Source organism: Thioalkalivibrio sp. AKL6 (assembly GCF_000376905.1).
Lineage (GTDB): Bacteria > Pseudomonadota > Gammaproteobacteria > Ectothiorhodospirales > Ectothiorhodospiraceae > Thioalkalivibrio > Thioalkalivibrio versutus.
The window spans coordinates 103995-116831 of record NZ_AQXS01000009.1 but is presented as its reverse complement, the minus strand read 5'-3'; the positions used below and the strand labels follow the sequence as shown (position 1 = coordinate 116831).

Here is a 12837-nt window from a genome sequence, read left to right as displayed (position 1 = left end):
CCGGAACTACAGGCGCATCGGCATCACCACGTAGCGCGCCCCGCCCGGTGGTTCCGCCTGAATCAGGATCGACGAGTTCCCGTCACGCAACCCGATGCGAACCTGCTCGGTCTCCAGGACATTCAGCACGTCCGCCAGGTAACCAAGGTTGAACCCGATCTCCATTGGCCCCCCGTCGTATTCCGCCTCGACCGACTCCTGGGCCTCTTCGCGATCGGCGTTGTGGGTCATCACCTGGCAACCGTTCTCCCCCAGGGCCATGCGTACGCCGCGATACTTGTCACTCGCCACAATCGCGACCCGGCCCAACGCCTGTTTCAGAACTTCCCGGTCGACCCGCAACGTGGAGGGCAGGTCCGAGGGGATGACCCGTTCGTAGTCCGGGAAGCGCCCCTCGATCACCTTGCTGCGCAGGACCGCTTTGCCGAGTTCGAATACGACCTGGTCTTCCCCGAATCCAATCCGGACCGTCGATTCGTCGTCGGCCAGATTTCGTCGCAACTCCGCCACGGCCTTGCGCGGGACAATGCGTTCAACTCGGCCCTCGACCGGATGCTCGAGTTCCACCTCGGCCAGCGCCAAGCGATGCCCGTCCGTCGCGACCGCCCGCAGACTGGTCCCGCTGGCTACCAGGAGCAAACCCTGGAGGTAGTAACGCACGTCCTGCTGCGCCATCGAAAACATCGTCGCTTCCAGCAGACGTCGCAGCCGGTTCTGGGGTACATCGAGCACGACCTCCGACCCTCGCGCCTCCCAGTCGGGGAAGTCCGCGCCGGGCAGGGTCGCCAGGCTGAAGCGCGAACCGGCGAATCCCACGGTCATGCGTTCGCCTTCCACCCGAGCCCGAATCTCGCTGTCCCCCGGGGCCGCCTTCACGACGTCCAACAGCTTGCGCACCGATACGGTGACATCGCATTCGCCAGGGATGGTGCCTTCCGCATCCGCCTGCCAGGCGAGTTCGAGATCCGTGGTATCCATCCGGATCGCGCCGTTGTCGTCCGGTCGCAGACGCACATTCCCGAGAATCGGCATCGTCAATCGTTTTTCGGCCGCGCCCACAATCCGTTGCAGCGCTTCGGTCATCGTCTCGCGATTGAAAGACAGTTCCATGGCGATGTCCTGTATCTAGTGTTTAGATATTTAAATAGTAGTAATAAGGGGCACGTCGACCTGTGCAGGAAACCCAGATTTCATTTTAAATTCAGTTATTTATCGACAATTTTTGGCTCTCCCGAACCTCTGTGAAGCCTGTTCCCAACCTGTGGACAGTTTCGCGGTCCGCGTTTTCCACCTTTCCATACCGGAGTTGCACCCAGCTTATCCACAGCTTTGCCGAGCATTGGACAGCCACTTCAGCTACTGAGAGTCCGCAGAAGATTCGAGTAGTCCTCGTCCAGGCTGGCGTCCGCCTCGCGGAGTTCGGCGACCTTCCGGCAGGCATGGATTACCGTGGTGTGATCGCGACCGCCGAAGGCCTGTCCGATCTCCGGCAGGCTGTGCTGGGTCAGTTCCTTTGCCAGGGCCATCGCGATCTGCCGCGGACGGGCAATCGATCGGCTGCGCCGGCTCGACAGCAGATCGGCCACCTTCACGCGATAGTAGTCCGCGACCGTCTTCTGGATATTCTCAAGTGTAATCAGTTTGTTCTGTACCGCGAGAAGGTCGCGCAGCGCGTCCTTGGCAAACTCGACGGTGATCGGTTTCCCGGTAAAGTGCGCGTTGGCGATCACCCGCCGCAGCGAGCCTTCCAGTTCGCGGATGTTGGAACGGATCCGCTTGCCCATGAAGAATGCGACCTCGGACGGGAGCTCGATCCCCGCCTGCTCCGCCTTGCGCTGGAGGATGGCCACCCGGGTCTCCAGTTCTGGCGGCTCGATCGCGATCGTCAGCCCCCAGCCGAAGCGTGACTTCAGGCGTTCCTCCAGCCCCTCGACCTCTTTCGGGTAGCGATCCGAGGTCAGGATGATCTGCTGCTGGCCCTCCAGCAGCGCGTTGAAGGTGTGGAAGAACTCCTCCTGGGAACGCTCCTTGCCGGCAAAGAACTGAATGTCGTCGATCAGCAGTGCGTCGGCGGAGCGGTAGTGCTGCTTGAACTCGTCGATCGCGTTGTGCTGCAGCGCCTTGATCATGTCCGCCACGAAGCGCTCGGAGTGCAGATAGATGATCCGCCCTTCGGGGTGCCGGGCCAGGATGCTGTGCCCGATGGCATGCATCAAGTGGGTCTTGCCGAGCCCGACCCCGCCATAGATGAACAACGGGTTGTAGGCCACCCCGGGGTTTTCCGCGACCTGGAGGCTGGCTGCGCGCGCGAGCTGGTTCGACTTGCCCTCGACGAAGCTGTCGAAGGTGAAGGCCGGGTTCAGGTTACTCACGGGCCCCTGGGGGCGTGGCGCAGTGCTGGCGCACTTGTCTGCAGCACCGCGATCATGGCGGGACTCGCGACCACTGGGGGTCGGCGGGACCGGAAGCTGCGCACCGCCAATCCCGAGTCGCACGCGGCGTCCGTCCTGGTCACCCACCGGCTGCAGCTCGCCCACGGTCTGCTCGATCGATTCCAGCAGGTGATCGCGCACGTGCTCGAACACAAACTGGTTCGGCGCGAGCAGTCGCAGCCCGCCTTCGGACTCTTCGGCATGCAGCGGCCGCAGCCAGGTATTGAGTTGCTGTTCGCTGACCTTCCCCTGCAGGCGATCCAGACAGGCTGTCCACAGGGCATTGGCTGACACGCGTTCGTCTCCGGGGCGACGGGGGAATTGGAAGCCACCGAGTCTACGCCGATGGGGGTACCCGGTGCCAGCGACTTGCCGACCCTCGAGATTGACTTTGCGTCCGGATGGCGCTAGTTTTCACCGCCCTTTAACCAAGCGTCACGGGAACTCTCATGAAGCGCACTTTTCAACCCAGCCGGCTCGTTCGCGCCCGCACGCACGGCTTCCGGGCCCGCATGGCCACCCGTGGTGGTCGCAAGGTCCTGAACGCCCGTCGCGCCAAGGGCCGCAAGCGCCTCTGCCCGTAGTCCGGGCGGCGCGCCGGCTCCCGTGACCGCGGCGCCAGCTAGCGAGACCTTTCCGCGCCGCGTCCGTCTGTTGACCGGTGCGGACTATCAGCGCGTCTTCAAGGATGCCCGGCGCCAGCGCGGTCGCGAGCTGACCCTGCTCTATCGCCATTCGGAATCCGGCGAGGCACGCCTGGGCCTTGCGATTGGCAAGCGGCATGTCCGCCAGGCATCGGACCGCAACCGGATCAAGCGCATCGTGCGCGAGGCCTTCCGCCGGCGGCGGGCCCACCTGCCACCGGTCGACATGATCGTGCTGGCCCGAGGCGGCGCGGCGACCATGGACCGCCGCGCCCTGCGCGCCGAGATCGACAGCCTGCTGGAACGTCTGCAATGACTCTGCCACGCAAGATCGCCCTGTTGCCCGTCCGGGCCTACCAGTACGGCATCTCGCCGTTCATGGCACCCCATTGTCGGCATTACCCTACGTGCTCGGCCTATACCGTCGAGGCGGTCGAGACTCACGGGGTCCTGCGGGGCTTTTGGCTCGGTTTGCGCCGCATCCTGCGCTGCCATCCCTGGTCGCCCGGTGGCTATGACCCGGTCCCGCACCCGCGTTCCGATACTCCCAGCACTCGACCCTCAAAGTAGTCGCGCTCATGGATAACCTTCGCCCCCTTTTGTGGCTGACCCTGGCCTTTGTCCTGTTCCTGATGTGGCAGGCCTGGAACCAGGATTACGGCAGCACATCCCAGCCGGACACCGCCGCCGAGCGCGCCGCGGAGGACCCCGATGCCCGTCCGGAGGACGTGCCGGATGCGCCGCAATTCGAGTCGGAACCGGACACGCGGGCGGCAGACGCCCCGCAAGTGAGCACCCTGCAGGAGCCGGACCGTCAGCAGATCACCGTGCGTACCGATACCCACGAGATCCTGATTGACACTCGCGGGGGCACGCTGCTGCGCGCTGACCTGCTGCAGTATCCACGGGACCTGCAGGACGATCCGCTGGTGCCGGTCCGCCTGTTCGACCATCGCGTGCGCGGCTATGTCGCCCAGAGTGGTCTGACCCACGACCGGGTGAACGACCAGTCGATGGAGGGGCGTGCCCCGTCGCACCACGCCAATTTCCAGGTCGACCAGGACCGCTTCGAGCTCGCCGACGGGCAGGAACAGCTCGAGGTCCCGCTGCGCTGGGTCTCCGACGATGGCGAGATCGAGGTCACCAAGACCTACACCTTTACCCGTGGCTCGCATCTGATCGAGCTGGACTACGAGGTTCACAACCGGTCCGATTCCACCTGGAGCGGTCGCCAGTACCGACAGCTCCGCCACGGGCCGACGCCGGATCGGGAGTCCTGGTGGCTGTACACCTTTACCGGAGCGGCCTATTTCGATGGCAGCTACCAACGCGAAAGCTTCGAGTCGTTCCGCGACGACCCCATTCAGGCACGCATCCAGGGCGGCTGGATCGCGATGATTCAGCACTACTTCGTTTCCACCTGGGTTCCGGGTGAAGACGAGGTCAATGCGCTGTACGCGCGTGCCGTACCCAGCGATCTGGGTGACGAGTACCTGATTGGTCTGCACTCCGAATCGCGCCAGATCCCAGCGGGGAGCAGCGGCGAGTTCTCCACCCGGTTGTGGGTCGGACCCAAGCTCCAGGCAGAGCTCTCCGAGATCGCCCAGGGGCTGGAGCTTACGGCCGACTACGGCATCTTCACGTTCCTGTCCAAGCCGTTGTTCTGGCTGCTGGACAAGATCCACGCCTTCGTGGGCAACTGGGGTTGGTCGATCGTCATCCTGACCATCCTGATCAAGTTGGCCTTCTTCAAGCTCTCCGCGACCAGCTACCGTTCCATGGCGCGCATGCGCAAGGTCGCGCCCAAGTTGCAGGCTCTGAAGGAACGCTACAAGGACGACAAGCAGCGCATGAACCAGGCGCTGATGGACCTGTACAAGAAGGAGAAGATCAACCCGCTGGGTGGCTGTCTCCCGATCCTGGTGCAAATCCCGGTGTTCATCGCCCTGTACTGGGTGCTTCTGGAGAGTGTCGAACTGCGCCAGGCGCCCTGGTGGCTGTGGGTGCAGGATCTGTCCTCGCGCGATCCGTACTTCATCCTGCCGATCCTGATGGGCGTCTCGATGTTCGTGCAGTACAAGCTGAACCCGCCGCCGATGGACCCGGTGCAGCAGAAGATCTTCATGGCGCTGCCGTTCGTGTTCACCGTGTTCTTCGCCTTCTTCCCGGCGGGTCTGGTGCTGTACTGGTTCACCAACAACCTGTTCTCCATCGCCCAGCAGTGGTACATCACGCGCAAGATCGAGAGCGGCGAGGACCCGGACAAGCAGAAGAGCTGACGCTCCGTGACCGTGACGGACACCATCGTCGCGGTCGCCACCCCGCCGGGGGTCGGCGGTATCGGTGTGGTCCGTCTATCGGGTCCCCAGGCCCTGCCCATCGCGCGGCGCCTGACCCGCCGCGCGCAGCTGCTTCCACGCCACGCCCACTACGGCAGCTTCATTGATCCGGCGACTGGCGAGTCGCTGGACGACGGTCTGATCTTGTCCTTCCCGGGCCCGCACTCCTACACCGGCGAGGACGTGATCGAGTTGCAGGGCCACGGCAGCCCGGTCTTGCTGGAGGCGATCGTCGCCGCCGCGGTGGATCTCGGCGCGCGTCGTGCCCGACCGGGGGAGTTTACCGAGCAGGCCTTCCTCAACGGCCGTCTCGACCTGGCGCAGGCGGAGGCGGTGGCCGATCTGATCCACGCCCAGACCGAGCAGGCCGCCAGGCTCGCGCGATCCAGCCTCGACGGAGCCCTGGCGACCGAACTCGAACCGGTCTCGCGCGCGATCCGCGACCTGCGCGTGATTATCGAGGCAGAGATTGATTTCGGCGAGACCGACCTCGAGTCGGAGGCCGCAGCGGATATCGCACGCCGTGCCGACACCCTCCACACGACCATCCGCGAACTCCTCGAACGACTGCGTCCGGCGCGTTACTTTGCCCAGGGCTTGCGCCTGGCCCTGGTCGGCGCCCCGAATGTCGGCAAGTCCAGTTTGATGAACCGTTTGGCTGAGAGCGAGGTCGCGATCGTCACCGATCGCCCCGGGACCACGCGCGACGTCCTGCGTTCGCCGATTGCGATCCACGGGATACCGGTCGAACTGATCGACACCGCCGGGCTGCACGCGAGTGAGGATCCGGTGGAGAAGATCGGCATGGAGCGGGCGCGGGAGGCGGCCACCGGGGCTGACTTGATCCTGGAGCTGCGCGATCTCACGCGTCCGGATGCGGTCCCCGACTTGGCGGCCCCGGCGGAAATCCCGCGACTGACCGTCTGGAACAAAATGGACTGCGTCGCCGACTCCACCCGAGCGGACCACGGGCTCAGGATCTCTGCACGGACCGGGGCAGGAGTCGACGCGCTCAAACAGGCGATCGTCGAGCGCCTGGGCGTGAGCGAGGGTGGCCAGCAACGCTTCAGCGTGCGCGCGCGCCATCTGGACGGCCTGCGTACGACGGCCACGCATCTCGCCGCGATCGGCGCCGCCGCGCCCCCGGACCTGATCGCCGAGGAGTTGCGTCTGGCCGAACGCGCCCTGGACGCGCTCCTTGGCCGCCAGGACCACGAGGCCCTGCTGGGCGAGATCTTCGCCGGCTTCTGCATCGGCAAGTAGTCCCCGTCATTGCGAGGCCCCGAAAGGGGCCGCGGCAATCGCCCGCCGCGACCACCGGATTTCGCGGCCCGACGTCCTGCCAGCTTCCGGAGATTGCTTCGCTTTGCTCGCAATGACGGCGGGCGCTGGATGCGGCCTCTGCTGCCCATCACGGCCGAAGCCGCCGCGGCGCAACGAACCAGGTGAACAGGCCGGCGCGGCACGCCCGGAAAACCATTTGGCCCGGGGGCCGCTTCGCGCTCGCGTAACTCCCTGCTAGAATTCCGATTTTCGTGCCCGGACCATAATCGGCGCGACTTGCACTCACAGGCCGGACCGTCGGCCGGGATAGCAGGACCATGGCGAACTCCTTTGATGTCATCGTGATTGGCGGCGGGCACGCCGGCACCGAGGCCGCGCTGGCCGCGGCGCGCGGCGGTGCGCGCACACTGCTGCTGACCCACAACATCGAGACCATCGGCCAAATGAGCTGCAACCCGGCCATCGGGGGGATCGGCAAGGGCCACCTAGTCAAGGAGATCGATGCCCTGGGCGGCGTGATGGGCCGCGCGGCGGACGCCGCCGGCATCCATTTCCGCATCCTCAACCGACGCAAGGGCCCGGCCGTGCGCGCGACCCGCGCGCAGTCCGACCGGCAGCTCTACCGCCAGGCCATCCGCCAGTTCGTCGAGGCCGAGCCGAACCTGCAGATCTTTCAGCAGCCGGTGGCCGACATCACCCAGGACGGCCAGCGCGTGACCGGCGTGGTCACCGAGGCCGGCATCGCGTTCAACGCCCGCGCCGTGGTGCTGACCGTGGGTACCTTCCTCAATGGCCAGATGCACACCGGGCTCACCCAGCAGCCCGGCGGGCGCGCGGGTGATCCGCCGAGCACCCGCCTGGCGGCGCGCCTGCGCGAGATGGCCTTTGCCGTCGGGCGGCTCAAGACCGGCACGCCGCCACGCATCGACGGACGCAGCGTGGATTTCTCGCGGCTCGAGCCGCAGCCGGGCGATGACCCGCGCCCGGTCTTTTCCTTCATCGGCTCGACCGACGACCACCCGGCGCAGCGCCCCTGCCATATCGCGCGCACCAGCGAGAAGACCCACGACCTGATCCGGGCGAACCTGGACCAGGCGCCGATGTACAGCGGCCAGATCGACAGCACCGGCCCGCGCTATTGCCCGTCGATCGAGGATAAGGTGGTGCGGTTCGCCGACAAGACCAGTCACCAGGTCTTTGTCGAGCCGGAAGGCCTCAGCACCCACGAGCTGTATCCCAACGGGATCTCCACCTCGCTGCCGTATGCGATCCAGGTCCCCCTGGTCCAGAGCATTGCCGGGTTCGAGAACGCGCGCATCACACGCCCCGGCTACGCCATCGAATACGACTACTTCGATCCCCGCGGCCTGCGCCCGACGCTGGCCACGCGCGAGATCGGCAACCTGTTTTTCGCCGGCCAGATCAACGGCACCACCGGCTACGAGGAGGCCGCCGCCCAGGGTCTGGTCGCGGGGCTCAACGCGGCGCGGCTGGTGCAGGACGCCGCGCCGTGGATCCCGCAGCGCTCCGAGGCCTACATCGGCGTGCTGATCGACGACCTGGTGACCCGCGGCACCCAGGAGCCCTACCGCATGTTCACCTCGCGCGCCGAGTACCGGCTGTTGCTGCGCGAGGACAACGCCGATCTGCGCCTGACCCCGGTCGGGCGCGAGTACGGGCTGGTCGACGACGCCCGCTGGGCGCGCTTCGAGATCCGTGCCGCGGCCCTCGAGACCGAGATGACCCGACTCGGACAAACCCGCCCGGACCGCGACCAGCGGAACCACCCGGCCCTGATCGAGTTGCTAGGCAAGGCGCCGGATCCGGATGCCACGCTGCTCGACCTGCTGCGCCGCCCCGAGGCCGATTACGATGGCTTGATGCATGCGCTGCCCGAACTGGATGCAGGCTGCACGCCCGACGTGCGCGAACAGGCGGAGATCCAGGCCAAGTACGCCGGCTACATCGAGCGCCAGCAGGCCGAGATCGACCGCCAGGCGAAGGCCGAGCAGACCGCCCTCCCGGACAGCCTCGACTACGCCCGGGTCCACGGGCTGTCGAACGAGATCCGCCAGAAGCTGGCTGAATTCCGCCCCCATACCCTAGCCCAGGCGCAGCGCATCCCGGGCGTGACCCCGGCCGCGCTGTCGGCTTTGGCTGTGCACTTAAGGAAACACTAATCCATGTACACACTCGCGTTGGCACCCCAGGTTTTCCGAGACAAGGCGCGTCGTGCAGCGGGTAGTGGTTCTACCCGCAAGCGGCGCAACGCAGGATCGGGGAACCTGGGGTGCCAACCCCGAAGGGGCTCGGCCGCTTTTGCGCGCGCACGGCGTTGCGGCTCCCTTGTGCAGAACGACTGCACGGCAGTCACCGCGCCTTGTTCCCGCGCAAAAGCGACTCGAGCGCGAGTGTGTACATGGATTAGTGTTTCCTTAAAGCAGCGCGCCAGTGGCGAGTAACGACTGGCGCGCGGCCCTGACCGCCGTGGCCGGGGACTGGTCGCTGGACCCACCGGCCATCGAGGCCCTGGCGATTTATCTGGAACAGCTCGGGCGCTGGAACCGCGTGCACAACCTGACCGCGGTGCGTGACCCCGCGCAGTGGATTCGCCGGCATATCCTCGACAGCCTGACGTTGCGCCCGTATCTTCATGGGGACCGGGTGCTGGATGTCGGGACCGGCGCCGGACTGCCTGGTTTCGTACTCGCGGCCACCGAGCGCGAACGCGAATTTTGCCTGCTCGACAGCGCGGCCAAGCGCATCCGCTTCCTGCGGAACGTGATCGGACTCGCCCGGCTGTCCGGGGTCGAGGCCGTGCATGTACGGATCGAGGATTTCCAGCCCTCCGCGCCCTATACCACGGTGCTGGCGCGGGCGTTCAAGGCCCCGGCCGACATGGTCTCGCGGGTCGCGCCACAGGTGGCCGAGGGGGGCCGCGTGCTGGCCATGCTGGGTCAGCGATCGGTCGTCGCCGAACCGCTCCCGGCCCCGTGGTCGTACCGAAGCGTGGACCCGGTTACCATTCCCGGCGAGACCGCCGAGCGGCACATCGCCATTATCGAGAGAGCCGACCCGTGACCGATACGCTGGCTATCACCAATCAGAAGGGCGGAGTGGGCAAGACCACCACCTGCGTGAACCTTGCCGCCTCGCTCGCCCGGCTGGGCAAGCGCGTGCTGGTGGTGGACATGGACCCACAGGGCAACGCGACCACCGGTTCGGGCGTCGACAAGCACGCCGATGACCCAACCTCCTGCGAGGTCCTGCTTGGCCAGGCCACGGTGGCCGAGGCCGCCCACCGAGTGGAGGCCGGCTATGACCTGGTCCCGGCCAACGGCGACCTGACCGTGGCCGAGGTGCGGCTGATGGAAGCCGAGCGCCGTGAATACCGGTTGCAGGAGGCGCTGGCACCGGCCCGGGCAAACTACGATCACATCCTGGTCGACTGTCCGCCGTCGCTGAACCTTTTGACCGTCAACGGCCTGGTCGCGGCCGATGGTGTGGTGATCCCGATGCAGTGCGAGTACTACGCACTGGAGGGGTTGACCGCCCTGATGCGCACCATCGAGAGCATCCAGCGCGGTCCCAACCCCAAGCTGCGTATCTCGGGCCTGCTGCGCACGATGTTCGATCCACGCAATCGTCTTTCCGGGGATGTCTCGGCACAGCTCACCGACCACTTCGGCGATCGCGTGTTCCGAACCGTGATCCCGCGCAACATCCGCCTGGCCGAGGCACCCAGTTTTGGCCAGCCGGCCTTGTTGTATGATGCCTCCTCGCGCGGGGCCGTGGCGTACCTGGCCCTGGCCGGCGAGATGTTGCGGCGCTGAACGCCGCCTGTTACCCCCTTACCGACTGCCTGCAGGAACGATCAACCATGGCGAAACGAGGACTGGGCCGAGGCCTGGATGCCCTGCTCTCCGGCGCCCAGGCCGGTGGTGACGACAGCGACAGTTTGGAGCAGCTCCCGATCGAGCAGATCCGGCGTGGCAAGTATCAGCCCCGGGTCCACATGGCGGAGGCGGCGCTGGCCGAGCTGGCGGACTCGATTCGAGCCCAGGGCATCGTGCAGCCGGTCGTTGTGCGGCGCCTGGACGAGGGCTATGAGCTGATCGCCGGCGAGCGCCGCTGGCGTGCCGCCCAGATCGCGGGCCTGGAGACCGTCCCGGCAGTGGTCCGCGATATCCCCGATCAGGCCGCCGCGGCGATGGCACTGATCGAGAACATCCAGCGCGAGGACCTGAACCCGCTGGAAGAGGCGCAGGCCATCCGCCGCCTGATCGGCGAATTCGAGATGACGCACCAGGCCGCGGCCGATGCGGTCGGCCGCTCGCGCACTGCGGTCACCAACCTGCTGCGCCTGCTGGAACTCCACGACACGGTGAAGGACCACGTCAACGAGGGGCGCCTGGAGATGGGCCACGCCCGCTGCCTGCTGGCGGTGCCCCTGGACGACCAGCCCGGGGTGGCCGCGACCGTGGTCAAGCGCGGGCTCTCGGTGCGCGCGACCGAGCAGATGGTAAAGAAGATCCTCGCCGCGACCCCGGAGCCCAAGAAGGATGCCGGACCCTCGCCCGAGGTGCGGCAACTGGAGAGCCGTCTCTCCGACCAGCTGGGCGCCGCGGTCCAGGTTCGCTACAACCGCCAGGGCAAAGGCCGTCTGGTTATCGAATACAACAGCCTCGACGAGCTCGATGGCATCCTCGCCCACATCCAGTAACTCCCTGAGCGGACAGCCGGATGGCCCTGAACGCCGTTTGACGCAGTAGAAGGGCGCTCTTATACTACGCGCACTTTTTGGGAGAGGGGTGGGTGTGCCCATCCGCTGAATGACACCGCGACGCTTCAGACACGCTTTACAATCGCTAGGTCTGCAGCTCGCCTTAACGCTGATACTGTCGGGCCTGCTTCTGGCCCTGTTCCCCCCGATCGTGGCGATCTCGGCTGCGGTGGGCGGCATCACCGCGACGCTCGGCAATGCCGTGGCCGCGGTTGTTGTGTTTCGGGCCTACCGTTCCGATCAGGTGGGCTCGCTGACCGCCCGCATGATGGGCGCCCAGATGGGACGACTGGCAATCATCGCGGTGGCATTCGGGGTGGCGTTCGCTTACCTGGACGAGCCGGATTTACTGGCGTTGTTCGGCATCTTCCTCCTGGTGCACCTGGCCCCCTTGTGGTGGCTGCACCGGGTTTCTGATCAAGCAATGACGAGATAACTGCATGGCTTCAGAAAGCGGACTGCCCACGATGGAAGAGCACATTGCTCACCATCTGACGAATCTTACCTTCGGACTCCACCCCGAGAAGGGGATGAGCTTCGCCACCACCAGCACCGAAGCCGCCGAAATGGGCTTCTGGGCGATCCACGTCGACTCCATGCTGTGGTCGATCGCCCTCGGCCTGCTGTTTGTCCTCACGTTCCGCGCCGCGGCCAAGAAGGTCACCGCTGGCGTCCCGGGCGGCTGGCAGAACTTCGTCGAGATGCTCATGGACTTTGTCAACGACAACGTCCGCGGTTCGTTCAAGCACAAGAACGACATGGTCGCGCCGCTCGCGCTGACCATCTTCGTCTGGATATTCCTGCTCAACCTGATGGACCTCGTGCCGGTCGACCTGATCCCGCACATCGCCTATCTGCTGGGTATCCCGTACTTCAAGATCGTGCCGACTACGGATATCAACGTGACCGCGGGCCTGGCGCTCGGTGTGTTCATCCTGATCATCTACTACTCGCTCAAGATCAAGGGCCCGGTGGGTTTCATCAAGGAACTGACGGGCATCCCGTTCCAGACCAACATCGTGTACATCAAGCCGTTTTTCTGGGTGATCAACTTCGTCCTGGAGTTCATCAACCTGCTGGCCAAGCCGGCCTCGCTCGCCCTGCGACTGTTCGGCAACCTGTACGCCGCGGAGATGATCTTCATCCTGATCGGTGTCATGTACTCTGCGGGCCTGATCATGGGTCTGGCCGGTGGTGTGCTGCACGTGGGCTGGGCAATCTTCCACATCCTGGTGGTACCGCTGCAGGCCTTCATCTTCATGGTGCTGACCGTCGTCTATCTCGACATGGCGTACAGCGAAGACCACTGATTTCGACTTCCCTACTCAACTGACTGTTTCAACACTCGACTGGAG

At 65.6% G+C, this 12837-nt stretch carries 13 protein-coding genes; 11 read left to right on the top strand and 2 right to left on the bottom strand.

Annotation, left to right across the window (positions count from 1 at the left end; all coding sequences use genetic code 11):
* Window positions 1–6 precede the first annotated feature (6 nt).
* Together dnaN and dnaA are read right to left on the bottom strand one after the other, a co-directional pair.
* Window positions 7–1110 carry a DNA polymerase III subunit beta gene (gene dnaN / locus D575_RS0105760; protein ID WP_018144964.1) on the bottom strand — a complete coding sequence of 368 codons (1104 nt, stop codon included), beginning with the start codon at window positions 1108–1110 and terminating at the stop codon, window positions 7–9.
* A 242-nt stretch (window positions 1111–1352) separates the two neighbouring features.
* Window positions 1353–2726, bottom strand: a complete 1374-nt coding sequence (gene dnaA / locus D575_RS0105755; protein WP_018144963.1) for a chromosomal replication initiator protein DnaA — start codon at window positions 2724–2726, stop codon at window positions 1353–1355.
* A 155-nt stretch (window positions 2727–2881) separates the two neighbouring features.
* Between dnaA and rpmH the strand changes: the two genes are divergently transcribed.
* The 11 genes from rpmH (at window position 2882) to atpB (ending at window position 12792) form a co-directional block, all read left to right on the top strand.
* Window positions 2882–3016, top strand: coding sequence for a 50S ribosomal protein L34 (rpmH, locus tag D575_RS0105750; protein ID WP_018141118.1), 135 nt, complete (start codon window positions 2882–2884; stop codon window positions 3014–3016).
* 22 nt (window positions 3017–3038) lie between these two features.
* Window positions 3039–3392, top strand: a complete 354-nt coding sequence (rnpA, locus tag D575_RS0105745) for a ribonuclease P protein component (RefSeq protein WP_038032062.1) — start codon at window positions 3039–3041, stop codon at window positions 3390–3392.
* On the top strand, window positions 3389–3646 hold the full coding sequence (yidD, locus tag D575_RS13935) for a membrane protein insertion efficiency factor YidD (RefSeq protein WP_047251849.1): 258 nt from the start codon (window positions 3389–3391) through the stop codon (window positions 3644–3646). The genes rnpA and yidD overlap by 4 nt, the downstream gene beginning before the upstream one ends.
* An 8-nt stretch (window positions 3647–3654) precedes the next feature.
* Complete coding sequence (yidC, locus tag D575_RS0105740; RefSeq protein ID WP_038032059.1) at window positions 3655–5355, top strand: membrane protein insertase YidC; 1701 nt, start codon at window positions 3655–3657, stop codon at window positions 5353–5355.
* 6 nt (window positions 5356–5361) lie between these two features.
* A complete protein-coding gene (mnmE, locus tag D575_RS0105735) occupies window positions 5362–6678 on the top strand; it encodes a tRNA uridine-5-carboxymethylaminomethyl(34) synthesis GTPase MnmE (RefSeq protein WP_018144960.1) in 1317 nt (438 codons plus the stop codon).
* 338 nt (window positions 6679–7016) lie between these two features.
* The gene (gene mnmG / locus D575_RS0105730) at window positions 7017–8879 is read left to right on the top strand and encodes a tRNA uridine-5-carboxymethylaminomethyl(34) synthesis enzyme MnmG (RefSeq protein WP_018144959.1); all 1863 of its coding nucleotides are present in this window, start codon (window positions 7017–7019) and stop codon (window positions 8877–8879) included.
* A gap of 271 nt (window positions 8880–9150) precedes the next feature.
* Window positions 9151–9780, top strand: coding sequence for a 16S rRNA (guanine(527)-N(7))-methyltransferase RsmG (gene rsmG, locus D575_RS0105725; RefSeq protein WP_018144958.1), 630 nt, complete (start codon window positions 9151–9153; stop codon window positions 9778–9780).
* A complete protein-coding gene (locus tag D575_RS0105720; protein ID WP_018144957.1) occupies window positions 9777–10532 on the top strand; it encodes a ParA family protein in 756 nt (251 codons plus the stop codon). Before rsmG ends, D575_RS0105720 begins: the two co-directional genes overlap by 4 nt.
* A 47-nt stretch (window positions 10533–10579) precedes the next feature.
* Window positions 10580–11422 (top strand): ParB/RepB/Spo0J family partition protein, encoded by an 843-nt coding sequence (locus tag D575_RS0105715; protein WP_018144956.1) that lies wholly within the window; start codon window positions 10580–10582, stop codon window positions 11420–11422.
* Between the two features lie 109 nt (window positions 11423–11531).
* Window positions 11532–11918 (top strand): ATP synthase subunit I, encoded by a 387-nt coding sequence (locus tag D575_RS0105710; RefSeq protein WP_018144955.1) that lies wholly within the window; start codon window positions 11532–11534, stop codon window positions 11916–11918.
* A 31-nt stretch (window positions 11919–11949) separates the two neighbouring features.
* Window positions 11950–12792, top strand: coding sequence for a F0F1 ATP synthase subunit A (gene atpB / locus D575_RS0105705; RefSeq protein WP_026182062.1), 843 nt, complete (start codon window positions 11950–11952; stop codon window positions 12790–12792).
* Window positions 12793–12837: the final 45 nt, after the last annotated feature.